An 18,622-nucleotide genomic window follows, 5' to 3' on the forward strand; every position below is an offset into this window, starting at 1 on the left:
TTGGCATTGTCTTCTGCTGAAGCATTGAAAGGCTTGCGCGTCATCGACCTGACGCGGATTCTGCCCGGCCCGGTCGCCACGCTGCGGCTCGCCGAAATGGGCGCGGACGTGTTGAAGATCGAAGCGCCCGGCGCAGGCGACCCGAGCCGCGTGATGATGCAAAGCACCGCGGATCAGCTGGACGGCAAGCCGGGCGTGTTCTATCAGATCGTCAATCGCGGCAAGCGCGTGACGCGGCTCGATCTGAAGACCGAAGCCGGCCGCACCGTGCTGCATGCGCTCGCGCGCGAAGCGGATGTGATCGTGGAAAGCTTCAGGCCCGGCGTGATGGACCGGCTCGGCCTCGGTTACGAGGCGCTGCGCGCCTTGAACCCCAAGCTGGTCTACTGCGCCATCACCGGCTTCGGATCGAGCGGGCCGTTTGCGGATCTCGCCGGGCACGATCTGAACTTCGTCAGCTATGCCGGCGTGCTCGAGCAGCTGGCCGCGCGCGACGGCACACCGATCCTGCCGAACTTCCTGATCGGCGACCTGCTCGGCGGCGCCCTGTCCGCGGTCACGCAGATCCTCGCCGCGCTGTGGCACGTGGCGCGCGGCGGCGACGGCCGCTTCGTCGACGTATCGATGACGCATGCCACGCATGCGCACAACGTGATTGCGCACGTCGGGCTCGCGAACGACGGCGCAGCCCCCGCGCCGGGCGGCGCGCTGCTCAACGGCGGCGCGCCATGCTACAACCTGTATCGCACACGCGACGGCCGCTGGCTCGCGGTGGCCGCGCTCGAACTCAAATTCTGGGAAATCCTGTGCGATGCGCTCGGCCGGCCCGACTGGGCGAGCCGGCACTGGAGCCTCGGCCAGGTGGTCGCCGGCCCCGATGCGGTGGCGCTGATTCAGGAGTTGATGGCAGTCGTCGCGACCCGCACGCTCGCCGAATGGACCGCGCTGCTCGAGCCGCTGAACTGTTGCGTGTCGCCGGTGCTGACACCGGCGGAAGCCGCGCAGCATCCGCTGTTCAACCCGCACGCCTACGAAGCCGCAACGCAGATGAACGAACAAACCGACGAGCACGGGGACGAACCGGCAGACAACACCATCCTGCACGGCGGCGCGCGCTACGCCCGCTCGAATCTAAAGTGACGTTTAACGACGCGGCAAGGTCTGCCGCGGCTGCCGCTCATCGTCGATCAGCACGTGCTTGCGGCCCTCGACATGCCGCCGGATGGTCGCTCGCACTTCATCGGCGGTGATGTCTTCGGCGACTACGCTGCGCGAAATCTGCCCGGTGGTGTCGACCCATTCGACGATCCGGCAGCTGCCTCCCCAAGGCTGGAGAAGCGGCTCCGACACACGGCACCCGCGCAGATTGGCGAGGCGGTCGGCTCCAGGTTCACTAGTCACTTTCAAGACGCGTCCTTTTTCCCATTAATGACGGATTGCCTGATTCGGCAAAGAATAGGGAAAGGCTGTGGATTTTGGGTTACAGCCACCGACGCGAAATTTACAGCGGATTACGCATGCACCACCGGCGTGCGCGCGCCGCCAGGACGCTGCGCCGATGCACCGCCGGGAGGTGTCAAGCCGGTGCCAGGCGGTGCCAGGCGTTCATTCGAGCGTGCGCACGCGGTCGATCGCCTGTTCGATACGCTCGACGGCAATCACCTGCAACCCGTCGATAGGTTGTTTTGGCGCATTGGCCTTTGGGATCAGCGCGATCGAAAAACCGAGCTTCGCGGCTTCTTTCAGGCGCTCCTGGCCACGCGGCGAAGGCCGGATCTCGCCGGCCAGCCCCACTTCGCCGAACACGATCAAGCCCTTGGGCAGCGGCTTGTTGCGCATCGACGAATGGATCGCTAGCAGCACTGCGAGATCGGCGGCCGGCTCGGTGATTTTCACGCCGCCCACCGCGTTCAGGAACACGTCCTGATCGAAGCACGCGATGCCCGCGTGCCGGTGCAGCACCGCCAGCAACATCGCGAGCCGGTTCTGTTCGAGGCCCACCGCAAGGCGCCGCGGATTCGGCACATTGGCCGTGTCGACCAGTGCCTGCACTTCGACCAGCAGCGGCCGTGTGCCCTCCTGCGTGACCAGCACGCACGAGCCCGGCACGATCTGTTCGTGCTGCGACAGAAACAGCGCCGATGGATTCGCCACGCCACGCAGCCCGCGCTCGGTCATCGCGAACACGCCGAGCTCGTTGACCGCGCCGAAGCGGTTCTTGAACGCGCGCACGAGGCGGAACGACGAATGCGTATCGCCTTCGAAGTACAGCACGGTGTCGACGATATGCTCGAGCACGCGCGGGCCGGCCAGATTACCCTCTTTCGTCACGTGACCGACCATGATGATCGCCGTGCCCGACTGCTTCGCGACGCGCGTCAATTGCGCCGCGCATTCGCGCACCTGCGCGACCGAACCGGGCGCCGAGGTCAGCGCTTCCGAATAGACGGTCTGGATCGAGTCGATCACCGCGACGTCGGGCCGTTCTGCGGCGATCGTCGCCTGGATCTTTTCGAGCTGGATTTCGGCGAGCAGTTGCAGTTCGCTGGCATGCGAGCCCGGCTCGAGCAGCGCCAGCCGTTGCGCACGCAACGCGATTTGCGCGGCCGATTCCTCGCCGCTTACATAGAGCGCGCGCCGTTCGCTGGCGATCTGCGCCAGCGACTGCAGCAACAGCGTCGACTTGCCGATGCCCGGATCGCCGCCGATCAGCACCACGCCACCCGGCACGAGGCCACCGCCGAGCACGCGGTCGAATTCGCCGACGCCGGTCGAAAAACGCGGCACGTCGGCCGCGTCGATATCCGCGAGCCGCTGCACCGGCTGGTTCTTCGCCAGCGCCTGGAAGCGATGCCCGCCGGCGGGCTCGGCGACTGTTTCGACCAGGGTATTCCATGCGCTGCAGCCCGGGCATTGCCCTTGCCATTTCGGCACACTCGCGCCGCATTCGCTGCAGGTGTACAACGTTTTCTGTTTAGCCACGCAACCCTTGTTCTATCTGGTTCTGGTTTGGTACTGAAGCAACCGGCGCAAGCAGCCCGCGGCAGCCCGCGCGCCTTACTCGGCGCGCACCGGCACCCGCATCGCCACCGCGCACATCAGCTCATAGCCGATCGTGCCGCACGCCTGCGCGACGTCGTCGATCGGCAGCGCATTGCCCCACAACTCGATGCGCGAGCCGATATTCGCCTGCGGGCACGGCGTGAGATCGACGGTGATCATGTCCATCGACACGCGCCCGACGATCCGCGTACGGATGCCGTCGACGATCACCGGCGTACCTTCCGGCGCGACCCGCGGATAACCGTCCGCGTAGCCGCACGCGACCACGCCGATACGCATGCCGCTGCGCGCCTTGAAGGTCGACCCATAGCCGATCGTTTCGCCTTCGGGCAAGGTTTGTACCGCGATCAGCTCGGAGGCCAGCGTCATGGCCGGCTGCAGGCCGGTGCTGCGGATATCGGCATGCACGCCGGATGGCGAGCCGCCATACAGCATCACGCCCGGCCGCACCCAGTCGAAATGCGCTTTCGGATGCCACAGCGTCGCCGCCGAGTTCGACAGGCTGCGCGTGCCCGCAATGCCTTGCGCACCGCGCTCGAACGCGGCCATCTGATGATCGATGCCGCGTTCGCCGTCGGCATCTGAAAAATGCGTCATCAATGTGATCTGACCGATGCCCTGACACGTGCGAGCGCGTTCCCACGCCGCGCGATACCGCTCCGGCGTGTAGCCGAGGCGGTTCATGCCGCTGTTCATCTTCAACTGCACATTGACCGGTTTGGACAGGCGCGCCATTTCGAGCATGCGCATCTGCTCATCGCAGTGCAGCGCGGTGGTCAGGCTGTAGCGGTCGATCAGATCGATATCGGTCGGACGAAAAAAGCCTTCGAGCAACAGAATCGGGCCGGCCCAGCCCAACTCGCGCAACTTCACCGCTTCTTCGAGGTCGAGCAAACCGAAGCCGTCGGTGGCGCGCAGCCCCGGGAACGCACGCGCGAGCCCGTGGCCATACGCATTGGCCTTCACGACCGCCCAGATCTTGGACTTGGGCGCGTAACGGCGCGCGACGGCGAGATTGTTGGCAAGTGCTGCGGTATGGATCGTGGCAAGGAGCGGGCGCGGCATGGGCAATTTTCGCAAAGACACTTTCGAATCAGCAGCTTACAACGCGTTATCGGCGCGGCGAAGCCCGCTGCGGCGGTGCGGTCGGCGACCAGTCAAGGATTTTGCTAGTCAGGATTCAGCTATTTTCATGATATAAAGCCGTGCGCACAACCCATTTCGAACGGCATAAGCCGGAACGTCATATCCGCGGTCTCGCCCGACAGACTGCCGTGAGGACAGCATCGCATCAGATGAAAAAAGGTTTTTACACCATTATGGCCGCGCAGTTTTTTTCGTCGCTGGCCGACAATGCGCTGCTGATCGCTGCTATTGCACTGCTGAAAGACCTTCACGCCCCAAACTGGATGACGCCGCTGCTCAAGTTGTTCTTTGTGCTGTCGTACGTCGTGCTCGCCGCCTTTGTCGGCGCCTTCGCAGATTCCCGGCCCAAGGGCCGCGTGATGTTCGTGACCAACACGATCAAGGTGGTCGGTTGCGTGACGATGCTGATCGGCGCGCATCCGCTGATCGCGTACGGCATTGTCGGGTTCGGAGCGGCAGCGTATTCACCGGCCAAGTACGGCATTCTGACCGAGCTGCTGCCGCCTGACCGGCTGGTCGCCGCGAACGGCTGGATCGAGGGCACCACGGTCGGCTCGATCATCCTCGGCACGGTGCTGGGCGGCGCGCTGATCAGTCCGCATATCGCGTCGCATATCATCCGGCACACGCCGTCCGCGATCCACACGCCCGCCGAGGCGGCGATGCTGGTGATCATCGTGATCTACATCGTGGCCGCCCTGTTCAACCTGCGCATTCCCGATACCGGCGCCCGCTATCCGAGACAGGCGCATGGTCCCATCAAGCTGATCACCGAGTTCGCCGACTGCTTCAACGTGCTGTGGCACGACAAGCTCGGCCAGATCTCGCTGGCAGTGACGACGCTGTTCTGGGGCGCCGGCGCGACGCTGCAGTTCATCGTGCTGAAGTGGGCGGAGGTGTCGCTCGGCATGTCGCTGTCCGAAGGCGCGATCCTGCAGGCGGTGGTCGCGGTGGGCGTCGCAGCCGGCGCGATGATCGCCGCGGCGCGCGTGCCGTTGAAGAAATCGCTGTCGGTGCTGCCGGTCGGCATCGTGATGGGTATCGCGGTGATGCTGATGGCCTTCTACACGCGCAATCTGTTTCCGGCGCACTGGGGCTTTTACTTCGGCAAGCTGCACGTACCGGGCTATCTGATCTGCGCGTATATCTTCCTGATGGTGGTCGGCGCGCTGTCGGGCTTCTTTGTGGTACCGATGAACGCGCTGCTGCAGCATCGCGGCCACGTGCTGCTGTCGGCCGGTCACTCGATCGCCGTGCAGAACTTCAACGAAAACCTGTCGGTGCTGGTGATGCTGTGCCTGTACGCGGTGCTGGTGTGGCTCGACGTGCCGGTGGGGCTGGTCATCGTGCTGTTCGGCACCTTCGTCTGCGTGATGATGTGGCTCGTGATGCGGCGCCATCAGGCCAACCAGCGCGCGTTCGATTCCGTCGCGCTGATCGGCGAAGCCAGACATTGAAGCCAGCCGCGGCGCGCGCTACGGCCCGCCGCCGGCTGCGTACCCTCTTCTATTTCCGCTGCGCTTGCACGGCTTGCGCGCTTTCTCTTTCGCCACGACTTTCACTATGAGTCAATCGATCCCGAACGTGCTGACCATCGCCGGCTCCGATTCCGGCGGCGGCGCGGGCATCCAGGCCGACCTGAAAACGTTCTCGGCGCTGGGTGCGTACGGCGCCAGTGTGATTACCGCACTGACCGCGCAGAACACGCGCGCGGTCACCGCGATTCATTCGCCGGAGCCGGCCTTCGTCGCGGCGCAGCTCGATGCGGTGTTCGACGATATCCGCATCGATGCAGTGAAGATCGGCATGCTCGCCAATGCGCAGATCGCGCGTGCCGTCGCCGACGCGCTGCGGCGCCACCGGCCGGCTCACGTGGTGCTCGATACCGTGATGATTTCGAAGAGCAATCACGCGCTGCTCGCGGCCGATGCGGTGGCGGTGGTGCGCAATGAATTGCTGCCGCTCGCGGATCTGCTGACACCGAATCTGCCGGAAGCGGCGGCGCTGCTTGGCGTGTCGCCGGCCGCGGATGAAGCGGCGATGATCCAGCAAGGCGAAGCGCTGCGCGCGCTCGGTGCGCGTGCGGTGCTGATGAAGGGCGGACATCTGAGCGCCGCCGATAGCCCGGACTGGCTAATCGAGCCGGGCGGCACGCTGCGCGTGGGCGGGCCGCGCGTGCCGGTGAAGAATACGCACGGCACGGGCTGCACGCTGTCGTCGGCGATCGCTGCGCTGCTTCCGAAGCGGCGCGATCTGGCTGGTGCGGTAACCGATGCGAAACAGTATCTGACCGGCGCATTGGAACAGAGCGCGCGGCTCGACGTCGGCAGCGGCGTCGGGCCGGTGCATCATTTTTACCGGTGGTGGTAGCGGGACGCGCTGTGCGGTTGTGCGCGTGCGATGTCAGCCGCGTGCGAACGCCTGCGCGCGCGTAGGCCAATCGTCCGGTACGACGAAGCCGCGCGAATGTTCTAGCCACTGCCCGCCCGTCTCGACAAACGATGCGACCATCGTCGGGCCGGTGTGTGTCGCAAGCTGTCCGGCTAGTGCGGCGATATCGAGCCACGGCGTCGTGGTATCGGTGTGCGCCCGGCGGCCACGCGAGAGCCACTGCAGACGCGGCAGCACGATCCACGCGCCCGCTTGCGCGGCCGCAAAGGCCGGCCATGCCGCACGCGTGGTCCACCAGCCGCGCCCATGCGACGGCGCGATCTGCGGCGGCTCCTCGGGCATCTCGTTATCGCGGTAAAACAACCAGCCCTTGACGAACATCTGCGGCTCCCACGGCCCGCGATAGCCAAGCGACGCGAATTCGTCGCGCGCACTCAATGGCAGTTGATGCTGCAGCAGATGGGACAGCTTTACGTCGAGGCGATCCTGCAGGCCGGGGCCTACGTAGTCGGCAAGCTGCGCGCGGCCTTCGCCGGCATGCAAATAGAACTTCACGGCCAGTTCCCAATGCAGCCGGCGGCCGCTCGCCGTTTCGGCGAGAAAGTCGCATTCGCCGAGCGTCAGTCCGCCGCGCCGCAAGGCGAGATTCGCGGCGACGAGGCGCGCGGCCGGGCCATATTGCAGGAACCAGCCGAGCAGACATTCGGCGTAGCGGCCAAGGCGCGTCACGCGCGCCGTTGCGATGTGCTGATGCAGCGGCGCGGCGTCGGCGTCGAGCGCGGCCAGCCAGTCGAGTGCGGCGGCGGTTTCGGCAGCGGATTCGAACGGCACGGCGAGCGTGCCCCACGGTGGTTGTGCGCGCAACAGGTCCGGACTGAACAGCAGCCATGCGAGATCGCGTACGGCAGAGTCTGATAGCGCGTCGATGCGCGCGGCGTGTGCAGCGTCCGGGATGGCGAGTGCGGCTGATGCGGCTGATGTAACTGGTGCAGCCGATGCAACTGGTGCTGCTGGTGCTGCTGGTGCTGCTGGTGCTGCTGGTGCTGCTGGTGCTGCTGGTGCTGCTGGTGCTGCTGGTGCTGCCGGTGCTGCAGATGTAACTGGCGCCGCTGATGCAGCCGGTGTTGCAGAGGTCGCCGGTACTGCTGACGCCGCCGGCGCCGCTGATACTGCCGGCGCAGCGAGCCCAGGCGATGCAGCTGACGCGGCCGGCGGATCTTCAGCCGTCATCCGCCTGACGCCCCAGCTACCGGCGCTCCATCAGCGAGGCCGCCTGCGTTGCGCCACGTATCGCGCGCAAGACACAGGTCCTGCCACGACTTCGCCTTGTCGTGCAGGCTGCGCAGCAGGTACGCCGGGTGATACGTGACGATCACCGGCACGCCCTCGTACTCGTGCACGCGCCCGCGCAACGACGAAATGCTGGCGTCGGTCTTCAGCAGGCTTTGCGCAGCGAAGCGGCCGAGCGCGACGATCAGCTTCGGCCGCACCAGCGCGACCTGGCGCTGCAGGAACGGCTCGCAGCGCGCGACCTCGTCCGGCTCCGGGTTGCGGTTGCCAGGCGGCCGGCACTTGATCACGTTCGCGATGTACACGTTCGTATCGCGCGCCAGCGACAGCGAACGCAGCATGTTGTCGAGCAGCTTGCCGGCCTGGCCGACGAACGGCTCGCCCTGGCGGTCTTCGTTCTCGCCCGGCGCTTCGCCGATCAGCATCCAGTCGGCTGCACGGTCGCCGACGCCGAATACCGTGTTGGTGCGCTTCTCGCACAGCCGGCAGCGCTCGCAGCCCGCCACACGCGCAGCCAGCGCATCCCAGTCGAGCGTGGTCACAGCCGGCAGCGAAGCGCTGTCTGCCGCAGCGGCGCTGTCGCCGGCAGCATAGGCAGACGGCCGCCCGGAGGTCGAATGGGCCGTTGGCGCGAGCGGCATTTCGTCGAACCAGGACATGTCTTCTTCGATGGGCGGCGGTGCGGGTGGCGCAGCGCTGCGCCGCGCCGGTTCGCGCACTTGCGCCTCCGGCGTAGCCACCGATGGCAACGCCCGCTCCGCGGCGCCAGCCGCACGCGGCTCGGTATGCGGCTCAACCGGTTGCGCGCCGCGTCGCGGTACTGCCTGCGGCACGCCCGCCTGCGCCGCTTCGCGGGCAGCAATTACGTGCGATGAGCGTTGCGGGTCAGCGTCGGGGGTATCGCCAGCCGGCGACCTGCGATCCGTATCGGCTGCCTGCATGCCCGCGCCCTGCGGCGCCGTTTGCGGGATTCCGGCAACGCGCGACGCAAGCGCCGGCACCCCGCCGCCTGCTGCCGCAGCGCTCGCATGGCCGAGCTCTGCAGATGCCGCGTGCCGCGTGTCGCGCGTGTCCCGCATATCGCGCGCGTGGTGCGCCGCCGCTTCGCCTTGCGCGGCATCGACGCTCGCGCGCGCGGCCGCGCTGCCCTGCGCGCCGTCCGCCGCGCCCTCCCCAGCTACACCGGCGGCTTGCGCGGCGGCCGTGCCGCGCCTCACCCACAGCGGTGCGAGTCCGAGTTCTTCGAGCGCGGATTCATAGAGCGCCATCGGCTGATTCCTTGTCAAAAGTAAAACGCATCACGATCGCGTCTTCGCGCGCACGATGCCGCGCCGGATAATAATTCTTGCGCCGCCCGATCGATGCGAAGCCGAAGCGTTCGTACAAGCGGATCGCGCGATGATTCGACGGCCGCACCTCGAGCAGTAGCCCCGTCAGCTTTTCCGCGTGCGTGATGCGCACCGCTTCGCGCAACAGCGCGAGGCCGGCGCCGGCGTGCTGCGCCGGCGGCACGACGCACAGATTCAGCAGATGCATCTCGTCGACCACCGGCATCAGCACGCAGTAGCCGATCAGCGTGCCGGTCACGTGGCGCATGCACACGCCGAGATAGCCGTTGCGCAGCGAGTCTTCGAAATTGCCCCGGCTCCACGGGAAATCGTACGCGAGCCGCTCGACTGCCGCGACTTCGTCGAGGTCGCTTTCGGTCATCGGCGACATGTAGCGGTCGGCGAGCAACACACCGCTCATCGGGCACCCTCGCCGGATGTGGGCGCGGCCCGCGGTGTCGGGGCATCCTGCCCGGCCTGCGCGACCGGCTCGACTGGCCCAGCCGTCACGTTCTGGGCGGCTTGCCCGACTGCCGCGGTCTGGGCGGTCTGGGCGGTCTGGGCGGTCTGGGCGGTCTGTGCCGTCTGTGCCGTCTGTGCCGTCTGTGCCGTCTGTGCCGTCTGGGCCGTCTGCCCGGCCTTGGCCGCCATCCGTTCCGCAGTGGTCAGCGCGACCTTGTTGCGCACGTACTCCGGCGCTGCCTGATCGGCCGGCACCGTGCGGCCCGCGCGAAACGCGCGCAACGCCGCGAACGCCACGGCAAGCGCATGCGGCAGCGCCTGCTCATCGACGCTGCGCGCCTGCGCCGCAACTTCAAGCCGCGCGCCGAATGCCGCAGCTGCATTACCGGCCAGCGTGAACGGCACGTCGGGCGCGATCAGCCGCTCCGGCGCATCGAGCGCCGCGGCGCGTACGGTACGCCAGTCGCCGACGCGGTCGTCCCATGCATAGTCGGCCCAGTACACTTCGTCCATCCGCGCGTCGAGCGCAGTCAGCACCCGGGCCACCGATAGATCGCGCCGGCGCGCGCTTTCCGCACAGGCGAGCAGCGTGCCGACCGGCACCACCGGGCAGCCGAGCCCGAACGCCAGCCCCTGCGCAACGCCGGTCGCGGTGCGCAGCCCGGTGAACGAGCCCGGCCCGGCGCCAAATGCGATCGCATCGCAGGCCGACAGCGCGAGGCCTGCGTCGTCGAACAGTTCGCGGATGGCGGGCAAGAGCCGCGTGCTGGACACCGCGCCGGTCGCTTCATGGCGCACCCACACGCGTGGTTCGGCAGACGCGCCGCGCGCGCAATCGGCGGGCGAGCGCGCCGCCAGCAAGGCGACCGAGCAGAATTCGGTCGAAGTATCGAGAGCAAGCAGCACAGTTTCAGTCATGGCCGCTATTGTAATGCGCGGCTTCATGCGTCCGGTTATCGACCTGCCCCCAACCGCATCTGGAGGAAGCGCTCCACGCCGGTTCATTCGCCGCACCGCCGCGCCTTGTTATGATCCTCGGCCGAACCTGAACGCCACCGGAGCCCCCACCATGAGCGACCTCGACGCGCGCTTCGCGCAAGCCCAGCATGACGTGAAACAACTGTCGGAACGACCGGGCAATCTGACGCTGCTGCGCCTCTACGCACTGTTCAAGCAGGCCACCGAAGGCGATGCGCACGGCGACCGGCCCGGACTGACCGACATCGTCGGCAAATACAAGTACGACGCATGGGCGGCCTTGAAAGGCACCGCCCCCGACACCGCGAAACAGCAATACGTCGAACTCGTCGAATCGCTGCAAGGCGGTGCGACCGCCTGACAGCCCACATCGACGCACGTTTGCACGCGGTTACGCCGCGTTTGAAGGACAATTCGCGACGATCGCGAGGATTCGTCAGACGTATGACGGAAAAATGTCAGAAAGGTGGCGCAGTGCAGCAAACCCCGCTATAATCCGCCCTGCGCTTCGCTTGTTGTGCAACGTTGCCTTGTCAGAAACCCGCTAACGCGCTTCGCGTGAGCATCCGGCAAAGCTTTAGTCCGCAACGCTTCGCAGCGTAAAGCGTTTTGCTCCAATCCAGTTTAGAACCTGTCACCTCCCTGCCGCGGGCCCCACGGGCCATCTAAAGGCTGGCGGCGTGCCAATATCGGCAAGCCGCACCCGATACAGCTTCTAACGAAAAGCCCGCCTTCATTGTTGCGGGCTGCCCCCGTTTTGCGGTTTGCTCGCTGCTTCTTGCTCGCTGAATCCGACAACTTGGGTATGCCGATTGGCGCCGACGTTTCATCCCGTGGTTCGTCCACGGGTTCGTTCCCGTGTTTCAAGGATTCACATGACTTCGAGCAATACCACCAGCCCGCTAGACGCCATCGTCGACGCCGCCCTCGGTCTTGATGCAGCACCCGCTCCCGTGGCAGACACCGCCGTCGCCGCTGTGGCTGTCGACGCAGCGCCCGCCGCGGTTGCAGCCGATGCCGCCGCCGACGCCGCCGAACAAGGTCCGACGTTCGAATCGCTGGGGCTCTCCGCAGAGATCATTTCCGCGTTGACGGCTGCCGGCTACAAGGCGCCGACACTCGTTCAGCAGCGCGCGATTCCCGCCGGCATCGCCGGCCGCGACCTGATGGTGTCGAGCCCGACCGGCTCCGGCAAGACGGCTGCATTCATGCTGCCGGCCATCGAGCGCTTCGCACAGTTGCAAAAAACCCAGGCACAAGCACCGCGCGAGCCGCGTGAAGCGCGTGGCGAAGGCGGCCGCACGCGCCGTCCGCAGCAGCCGGCGGCCCGTCCGGGCCTGCTGGTGCTGACGCCCACCCGCGAACTCGCGATGCAGGTCACGACCGCCGCAGCGACGTACGGCAAGCACCTGCGCCGTCTGCGCACGGTCAGCATTCTCGGCGGTGTCGCGTATGGCCAGCAGTTGATGCTGCTGGCGAAGAACCCCGAAATTCTGGTCGCTACGCCGGGCCGCCTGCTCGATCACCTCGAGCGCGGCCGTATCGACCTGTCCGAACTGCAGATGCTGGTGCTCGACGAAGCCGACCGCATGCTCGACATGGGCTTTATCGACGACATCGAAACGATCGTCGCCCGCACGCCGGCTACGCGTCAGACCATGCTGTTCTCGGCCACGCTCGACGGCAAGATCGGCTCGCTGACCAGCCGCCTGCTGAAGAATCCGGAGCGCATCGAGATCGTGCAGCGCATCGAGCAACGCGCGAACATCGCGCAAACCATCCATTACGTCGACGACCGCGACCATAAGGACCGTTTGCTCGACCATCTGCTGCGCGACTCGGGTCTCGACCAGGCGATCGTATTCACCGCCACCAAGAGCGACGCCGACCAGCTGGCCGGCAAGCTGGCCGACGCGGGCTTCCAGTCCGCCGCGCTGCACGGCGATCTGCCGCAAGGCGCGCGTAACCGCACGATCCGCGCGCTGCGCGAGCGCCGTGTGCGCGTGCTGGTCGCAACCGACGTCGCCGCGCGCGGCATCGACATTCCCGGTATCACGCACGTGTTCAACTACGACCTGCCGAAGTTCGCCGAAGATTACGTGCACCGCATCGGCCGTACTGGCCGTGCCGGTCGCTCGGGCATCGCGGTGAGCCTGGTGCACCACGCCGAGCAAGGCACGTTGAAGCGCATCGAGCGCTTCGTGCGCGCGCCGCTGGCGGTCAATGTGATTGAAGGTTTCGAACCGCGTAAAGCCCCGCCTGCAGGCGCGCGTCCCGGCTTCGGCCGCGGCGGCCGTCCGGGCGGTGGCAACAGCAACGGCGGCCGCCGCTTCGGTGGCCGGCCGGGCAACAGCACCGGTTCGGGCAATGGCAATAGCAGCGGTAACGGCACGGGCGGTGCCCGCAGCGGCTACGGCGGCGGCAACAAGTCGGCCGCCGGCGCACGCGATGGTGGTTCGCGCGACGGCTACGGCAACCGCGAAGGCTACGGCGGTTCGCGTGACGGTGGTTACGGCGCACGCCGCAGCGACGGCCCGCGCAATCCGCGCCGCGGCTCGTAAGCGAGGCAGCAAGACGGGGCCGGCCTGCACGGCGGCCCGGAAGTAAGGCGGGGCCCCGCTCCAGCGGGCGCGCGAACTACACATGGCAGAGCTCCGCCAACTGGTTCGCGCATCGATCTCCGCACCGCCTGGCGCTTGCTTCAGCGCACCTTCAATGAAAAACCGACGCCCTTGCGTCGGTTTTTTTTCGCCTCACCCCGATTTTTCACAATGTGGAAAAATTTTTTGCCTCGTAAAAAATCGTGCTGCAAGGCACAACGAACGCTGTTGCGGGATGGAAAAACACGTTTCGCAATTTGAAATTTCATTAATAAATAACTGATTTTTCTAGATTAATTTCATCACAAAAAGGTTCGCCACGCCGCACTCCGATCGAAGCGTTTTGCCTAGACTCTTATATAAGACTTCACGAACCAGATGACACCCAAACCATCCAGGCCACTGAAGCAAAACACCCACCGATCGATCATCAACTGCAAAACGGGAGCGAACCATGTCACGCGAACAACAGGCAAAGGCACTGCAACAGCAATGGACCACCGATGCACGCTGGAACGGCATCAAGCGCAACTACACCGCCGAAGACGTGGTGCGGCTGCGCGGCTCGGTGGCCGTCGAGCACACGCTGGCAGCGCGCGGCGCCGAAAAGCTGTGGACCTCGATGCATGAAGAGCCGTTCGTCAACGCGCTGGGCGCGCTGACCGGCAACCAGGCGATGCAGCAGGTGAAGGCCGGCCTGAAGGCCATCTATCTGTCGGGCTGGCAGGTGGCGGGCGACGCCAACGTGGCAGGCGAAATGTATCCGGACCAGTCGCTGTATCCGGCGAACTCGGTGCCGCTGGTGGTCAAGCGGATCAACAACACGCTGACGCGCGCCGACCAGATTCAATGGTCCGAAGGCAAGAACCCGGGCGACGAAGGCTATATCGACTACTTCGCGCCGATCGTCGCCGATGCGGAAGCCGGCTTCGGCGGCGTGCTGAACGCGTTCGAACTGATGAAAGCGATGATCGAAGCCGGCGCCGCAGGCGTGCACTTCGAAGACCAGCTCGCGTCGGTGAAGAAATGCGGTCACATGGGCGGCAAAGTGCTGGTGCCGACCCGCGAAAACGTCGCGAAGCTGACCGCGGCGCGTCTCGCCGCCGACATCTGCGGCACGCAAACCGTGCTGCTCGCGCGCACCGATGCTGAGGCCGCCGATCTGATCACCTCCGACATCGACGAAAACGACAAGCCGTTCCTGACCGGCGAGCGCACCGTCGAAGGCTTCTACCGCACGAGGCCCGGTCTCGAGCAAGCCGTGTCGCGTGGTCTCGCGTATGCGCCGTATGCCGACCTGATCTGGTGCGAGACCGGCAAGCCCGATCTCGAGTTCGCGAAGAAATTCGCCGAAGCGATCCGCAAGGAATTCCCGGACAAGATGCTGTCGTACAACTGCTCGCCGTCGTTCAACTGGAAGAAGAATCTCGACGACGCGACGATCGCGAAGTTCCAGAAGGAGCTCGGTGCGATGGGCTACAAGTTCCAGTTCATCACGCTGGCAGGCTTCCATGCGCTGAACTACTCGATGTTCAACCTCGCGCACGGCTATGCGCGCACGCAGATGAGCGCGTTCGTCGAAATGCAGCAGGCCGAATTCGCGGCGGCCGAGAAGGGTTTCACCGCCGTCAAGCATCAACGCGAAGTCGGCACCGGCTACTTCGATGCGGTGACGCAGACCGTCGAGCGCGAAGCGTCGACCACCGCGCTGCACGGGTCGACCGAAGACGAGCAGTTCTTCGACAAGAAGGTTGCCTGAGCGGTGTAGCGATGCAGCATAGGTGACGCTGATGGCGTAGCGCGAGGACGTAGTCAGGTAGCGCTTCACAGGCTGCGCTTCACAGGCTGCACCTCGCAGGCCGCACCTCGCGCGCATGCAGCAGGCGCGCGATGCAATCGATGGAACATGCGGCGGCACACGCGGTGGCACAAACCGCGCGTACCGCCGCAGTACAGCCCCGCAAAGAGGGCAGGCTTCAGGGGGAGCAGTCGATGCAGTACCCGCGCGCCGGCGTCTCGCCGGCGCGCGCTCAATTCATGCGTGCAGGCCCGCCCTGCACCGCTTTCATCGATAAACGATCACCGGAATCTTCGTATGCGTGAGAACGCGCTGCGTCTCGCTGCCGATCAGCAGACTGCCGAGCCCGCGCCGTCCGTGCGACGCCATGAAGATCACGTCGCAGCCGCCCCGCTCAGCCGCTTCGATGATGCCCAGATACGGCGACGGGTGCACGCTGGTCTGGCTCGCGCATGCCACGCCGGCATCGCGCGCGGCCTCCTCGACTTCGCGCAGATGATCGCGTGCTTCGCGTTCGCTGCGCTCCTGAAACTCGACCGGCGGCTCCACCACCACGTCGGAAAACGGCGAGTACGGGTATTGCGGCAGACACGCATACGCGGTCACGCGCGCGCCGACCGCCTGCGCGAGATCGATCGCGCCGTCGATAGCTTTCTTCGACAGTTCAGAACCGTCGGTCGGCACGAGGATGTGCTTGAACATGGGGCTCTCCATCGTCGACTGCTCAGACTCGAAAGGCCTGCTGACAAGCTGGCCAGATGCGCTGCCACGCGGGTCGTGAAGCGCGCCGCCGGCCGCTTTGCCGTGCGCTTTCGCGTACAGCGTCAGACAGGTTGCGCCGCAAGTTTGCAAAGCGCAGCGGCGCTGCGGCGGCGCCCGCGGCTGGGCGGCAGGCTTGCTGAATCGATTGTAGTGCGCCGAAAAAATCTGCAAGCAGCGCGTGCGGGTCTGTCCGCATATCGGAAACCCGCGCGCAACGCGCCGTGTGTGCGGTGTGTGCGGTGTGTGCGGTGTGTGCGGTGTGTGCGGTGTGTGCGGTGTGTGCGGTGCGTGCGGCGTGTGCGGTGTGTGCGGTGTGTGCGGTGTGTATCGCGTGTACCGCGATGCAACACGCGAGCCGCACCACGCCAGGCGACGCGCGGCCACGCACCGTGTCGTGCCGCACCGTGTCATGCCGCGCCGAGCCACCGTGCATCAAGCCCCTGCGCGCTTGCCCGCACCCGCATTCCACACCTGACCCATCAAGGAGAGCACTCGTGACCAACACGCTACCCGAAGGCATCAATATCACCGGCGACATCAAGCCCGGCTTCGAGACGATCCTGACGCCCGCGGCGCTGCAACTCGTCGCGCAACTGCACCGCAGCTTCGAGCCGCAACGTCGCCAGTTGCTCGCGGCGCGCGAACAGCGCGCCCGGCGCCTCGACGCCGGCGAGCGTCCGACCTTTCTCGCGCAAACGCGCCACGTGCGCGACGGCGACTGGACCATTGCGCCGCTGCCGCAAGACCTCGTATGCCGGCGCGTCGAAATCACCGGCCCGGTCGAACGCAAGATGGTGATCAACGCGCTGAACTCCGGCGCCGACGCGTATATGACGGACTTCGAAGATTCGAACGCGCCCAGCTGGGACAACCAGATCACCGGACATCTGAACCTGAAGGACGCGGTACGCCGCACGATCTCGCTCGAGCAGAATGGCAAGTCGTACCGGCTGAACGACAGGATCGCGACGCTGATCGTGCGCCCGCGCGGCTGGCATCTCGACGAGAAGCATGTGACGGTGGACGGCGAGCGCGTCAGTGGCGGCCTGTTCGACTTTGCGCTGTACCTGTTCCATAACGCGCAGGAATTGCTCGCGCGCGGCAGCGGCCCGTACTTTTATCTGCCGAAGCTCGAAAGCCATCTCGAGGCGCGGTTGTGGAACGATGTGTTTATCGCGGCGCAGCAGGCGCTCGGCATCCCGCGCGGCACGATCCGCGCGACGGTGCTGGTCGAAACGATTCTGGCCGCGTTCGAAATGGACGAGATCCTGTACGAATTGCGCGAGCATAGCGCCGGCCTCAATGCGGGCCGTTGGGACTACATCTTTTCGGCGATCAAGAAGTTCAGGAACGACAGCGCGTTCTGTCTTGCGGAGCGCAGCCAGATCACGATGACGGTGCCGTTCATGCGCGCCTATGCGCTGGAATTGCTGAAGACCTGCCACCGGCGCAACGCGCCGGCGATCGGCGGCATGAGCGCGCTGATTCCGATCAGAAACGACCCGGCAGCCAACGAACGCGCGATGGCCGGCGTGCGTACCGACAAGGCGCGCGACGCGGCCGACGGCTACGACGGCGGCTGGGTCGCGCATCCGGGGCTGGTGCCGATCGCGATGGAGGAGTTCGTCAAGGTGCTTGGCGCAGAGCCCAACCAGATCGGCAAGCAGCGTCCGGATGTCAACGTGACGGCTACCGATCTGCTCGACTTTCGTCCGGACACGCCGATCACCGAGGCGGGCTTACGCAACAACATCAACGTCGGCATTCATTATCTCGGCTCGTGGCTCGCGGGCAATGGCTGCGTGCCGATCCACAACCTGATGGAAGATGCCGCGACCGCGGAGATTTCGCGCTCGCAGGTCTGGCAGTGGATCCGCTCGCCGAAGGGCACGCTCGACGACGGCCGCAAGGTGACCGCGCAACTGGTGCGCGCGCTCGTGACGGAGGAACTGGCGAAGGTCAGGGAAACGGTCGGCGGCGATACGCGCACGTATGAGCGCGCCGCGCAGATTTTCGGCGAGATGTCGACGTCGGAGCGATTTACCGAGTTTCTGACGCTGCCGCTTTATGAGGAGCTGAGCTAGCGACAGCGCGCGCGCATCGTCTGACAGCGCGCGCGTGGTCTATTTGCGCGAGCGCCGGTACGCGACCCAGTCCCCTGAGCCGATTTCCGGCAGTCCTTGCACGGCGTCGGCCTGCACCGGGTAATACAGGCAGTCGAGGGTCGCGCCGTCGACTGCCACGCTTGCCGTGTGCTGGATGAACAGGCCCGCTTCGCCCGGGTACACCTGTTCGATTTCATCGAGCACCGCAACCAGCCGGTCGTCGACCTGGTACACGTCGCCTTTAACGTGGATGCCTTTGTTATCCGGCACGAAACCAGGGTAATTGCCGAAATCGAATAGCCGGCCGCGCAGCGTCGCTTCGCCCACCAGCACCGGCGTATCGAGCGCGTTGCGCGCCGCCGCCTTGCCGATATCGTTGATTTCACCGGCTCGCAGGGTGCCGTACACGAATACGTATTGCATCGTGATGAGTTCCTCGTTCGATCGTTAAGCGATGTGTGCGGGTGTAGCGCGTACTGCGGCGCTTCGTATCGGCCCGGTGCCGCGCATGGCAAGGCAGTGTGCTTCGCAGCGGCGAGGCGACAGCGTTGCCGCAGGCCGACCCGCAACCTCAGCTGGCGTGCGCGGGCACCACGCACCGCCCGGCATTATGCCTCGCCATATCGCCATGAGTGACCGCACGCGCCGCGGCCGCGCCTGGGTTGGCTTGAACCGCGGCAAACCCGGCAATGCCCACGG

At 65.9% G+C, this 18,622-nt stretch carries 16 protein-coding genes; 7 read left to right on the plus strand and 9 right to left on the minus strand.

What is annotated here, in order from left to right; genetic code table 11:
- The first annotated feature begins 24 nt into the window (after positions 1-24).
- Positions 25-1,140 (plus strand): CaiB/BaiF CoA transferase family protein, encoded by a 1,116-nt coding sequence (locus ACYVNQ_RS09550; RefSeq protein WP_460902679.1) that lies wholly within the window; start codon positions 25-27, stop codon positions 1,138-1,140.
- A 3-nt stretch (positions 1,141-1,143) separates the two neighbouring features.
- Here ACYVNQ_RS09550 and ACYVNQ_RS09555 read toward each other — a convergent pair whose 3' ends face one another.
- The 3 genes from ACYVNQ_RS09555 to alr form a co-directional block, all read right to left on the minus strand.
- Positions 1,144-1,407, minus strand: coding sequence for a DUF2866 domain-containing protein (locus tag ACYVNQ_RS09555; protein WP_460902245.1), 264 nt, complete (start codon positions 1,405-1,407; stop codon positions 1,144-1,146).
- Between the two features lie 198 nt (positions 1,408-1,605).
- Positions 1,606-2,982, minus strand: a complete 1,377-nt coding sequence (gene radA / locus ACYVNQ_RS09560) for a DNA repair protein RadA (RefSeq protein ID WP_460902246.1) — start codon at positions 2,980-2,982, stop codon at positions 1,606-1,608.
- A gap of 75 nt (positions 2,983-3,057) precedes the next feature.
- Positions 3,058-4,128: an alanine racemase gene (gene alr / locus ACYVNQ_RS09565; protein WP_460902247.1), complete on the minus strand. Its 1,071-nt coding sequence runs from the start codon at positions 4,126-4,128 to the stop codon at positions 3,058-3,060.
- A 230-nt stretch (positions 4,129-4,358) separates the two neighbouring features.
- Here alr and lplT point away from each other — a divergent pair, with 230 nt between their 5' ends.
- Both lplT and thiD read left to right on the plus strand, forming a co-directional pair.
- Positions 4,359-5,666 carry a lysophospholipid transporter LplT gene (gene lplT / locus ACYVNQ_RS09570; protein ID WP_460902248.1) on the plus strand — a complete coding sequence of 436 codons (1,308 nt, stop codon included), beginning with the start codon at positions 4,359-4,361 and terminating at the stop codon, positions 5,664-5,666.
- 106 nt (positions 5,667-5,772) lie between these two features.
- Positions 5,773-6,579, plus strand: a complete 807-nt coding sequence (gene thiD, locus ACYVNQ_RS09575) for a bifunctional hydroxymethylpyrimidine kinase/phosphomethylpyrimidine kinase (RefSeq protein WP_460902249.1) — start codon at positions 5,773-5,775, stop codon at positions 6,577-6,579.
- Positions 6,580-6,612: 33 nt separating this feature from the next.
- On the opposite strand, the gene ACYVNQ_RS09580 is transcribed toward thiD, so the two are convergent.
- The 4 genes from ACYVNQ_RS09580 to tsaB all read right to left on the minus strand — a co-directional run bounded on the left by ACYVNQ_RS09580 (position 6,613) and on the right by tsaB (position 10,598).
- The gene (locus tag ACYVNQ_RS09580; protein ID WP_460902680.1) at positions 6,613-7,554 is read right to left on the minus strand and encodes a DUF1853 family protein; all 942 of its coding nucleotides are present in this window, start codon (positions 7,552-7,554) and stop codon (positions 6,613-6,615) included.
- A gap of 272 nt (positions 7,555-7,826) precedes the next feature.
- A complete protein-coding gene (locus tag ACYVNQ_RS09585; RefSeq protein WP_460902250.1) occupies positions 7,827-9,158 on the minus strand; it encodes a uracil-DNA glycosylase in 1,332 nt (443 codons plus the stop codon).
- Positions 9,145-9,639, minus strand: a complete 495-nt coding sequence (gene rimI, locus ACYVNQ_RS09590) for a ribosomal protein S18-alanine N-acetyltransferase (RefSeq protein ID WP_460902251.1) — start codon at positions 9,637-9,639, stop codon at positions 9,145-9,147. Before rimI ends, ACYVNQ_RS09585 begins: the two co-directional genes overlap by 14 nt.
- Positions 9,636-10,598, minus strand: coding sequence for a tRNA (adenosine(37)-N6)-threonylcarbamoyltransferase complex dimerization subunit type 1 TsaB (tsaB, locus tag ACYVNQ_RS09595; protein ID WP_460902252.1), 963 nt, complete (start codon positions 10,596-10,598; stop codon positions 9,636-9,638). The genes rimI and tsaB overlap by 4 nt, the downstream gene beginning before the upstream one ends.
- A 151-nt stretch (positions 10,599-10,749) precedes the next feature.
- Between tsaB and ACYVNQ_RS09600 the strand changes: the two genes are divergently transcribed.
- The 3 genes from ACYVNQ_RS09600 to aceA all read left to right on the plus strand — a co-directional run bounded on the left by ACYVNQ_RS09600 (position 10,750) and on the right by aceA (position 15,017).
- Positions 10,750-11,019 (plus strand): acyl-CoA-binding protein, encoded by a 270-nt coding sequence (locus tag ACYVNQ_RS09600; RefSeq protein WP_460902253.1) that lies wholly within the window; start codon positions 10,750-10,752, stop codon positions 11,017-11,019.
- 514 nt (positions 11,020-11,533) lie between these two features.
- The gene (locus ACYVNQ_RS09605) at positions 11,534-13,219 is read left to right on the plus strand and encodes a DEAD/DEAH box helicase (protein WP_460902254.1); all 1,686 of its coding nucleotides are present in this window, start codon (positions 11,534-11,536) and stop codon (positions 13,217-13,219) included.
- Positions 13,220-13,712: 493 nt separating this feature from the next.
- Positions 13,713-15,017, plus strand: a complete 1,305-nt coding sequence (gene aceA, locus ACYVNQ_RS09610; RefSeq protein ID WP_460902255.1) for an isocitrate lyase — start codon at positions 13,713-13,715, stop codon at positions 15,015-15,017.
- A gap of 306 nt (positions 15,018-15,323) precedes the next feature.
- Here aceA and ACYVNQ_RS09615 read toward each other — a convergent pair whose 3' ends face one another.
- Positions 15,324-15,758 carry a universal stress protein gene (locus tag ACYVNQ_RS09615; RefSeq protein ID WP_460902256.1) on the minus strand — a complete coding sequence of 145 codons (435 nt, stop codon included), beginning with the start codon at positions 15,756-15,758 and terminating at the stop codon, positions 15,324-15,326.
- A gap of 554 nt (positions 15,759-16,312) precedes the next feature.
- Between ACYVNQ_RS09615 and aceB the strand changes: the two genes are divergently transcribed.
- Complete coding sequence (gene aceB, locus ACYVNQ_RS09620; RefSeq protein WP_460902257.1) at positions 16,313-17,902, plus strand: malate synthase A; 1,590 nt, start codon at positions 16,313-16,315, stop codon at positions 17,900-17,902.
- Between the two features lie 39 nt (positions 17,903-17,941).
- Here the strand turns inward: aceB and ACYVNQ_RS09625 are convergent, their stop codons facing one another.
- A complete protein-coding gene (locus ACYVNQ_RS09625) occupies positions 17,942-18,346 on the minus strand; it encodes a gamma-glutamylcyclotransferase family protein (protein ID WP_460902258.1) in 405 nt (134 codons plus the stop codon).
- Positions 18,347-18,622 lie beyond the last annotated feature (276 nt).

The sequence above is a fragment of the Paraburkholderia jirisanensis genome (genome assembly GCF_054782355.1).

Bases quoted from the DNA above. Each gene is read 5' to 3' on its own strand.
- alr (WP_460902247.1), bottom strand. From the start codon at position 4,128: ATGCCGCGCCCGCTCCTTGCCACGATCCATACCGCAGCACTTGCCAAC.
- ACYVNQ_RS09600 (WP_460902253.1), top strand. From the start codon at position 10,750: ATGAGCGACCTCGACGCGCGCTTCGCGCAAGCCCAGCATGACGTGAAA.
- aceA (WP_460902255.1), top strand. From the start codon at position 13,713: ATGTCACGCGAACAACAGGCAAAGGCACTGCAACAGCAATGGACCACC.
- lplT (WP_460902248.1), top strand. From the start codon at position 4,359: ATGAAAAAAGGTTTTTACACCATTATGGCCGCGCAGTTTTTTTCGTCG.
- ACYVNQ_RS09625 (WP_460902258.1), bottom strand. From the start codon at position 18,346: ATGCAATACGTATTCGTGTACGGCACCCTGCGAGCCGGTGAAATCAAC.
- rimI (WP_460902251.1), bottom strand. From the start codon at position 9,639: ATGAGCGGTGTGTTGCTCGCCGACCGCTACATGTCGCCGATGACCGAA.
- ACYVNQ_RS09615 (WP_460902256.1), bottom strand. From the start codon at position 15,758: ATGTTCAAGCACATCCTCGTGCCGACCGACGGTTCTGAACTGTCGAAG.
- tsaB (WP_460902252.1), bottom strand. From the start codon at position 10,598: ATGACTGAAACTGTGCTGCTTGCTCTCGATACTTCGACCGAATTCTGC.
- ACYVNQ_RS09585 (WP_460902250.1), bottom strand. From the start codon at position 9,158: ATGGCGCTCTATGAATCCGCGCTCGAAGAACTCGGACTCGCACCGCTG.
- thiD (WP_460902249.1), top strand. From the start codon at position 5,773: ATGAGTCAATCGATCCCGAACGTGCTGACCATCGCCGGCTCCGATTCC.
- ACYVNQ_RS09605 (WP_460902254.1), top strand. From the start codon at position 11,534: ATGACTTCGAGCAATACCACCAGCCCGCTAGACGCCATCGTCGACGCC.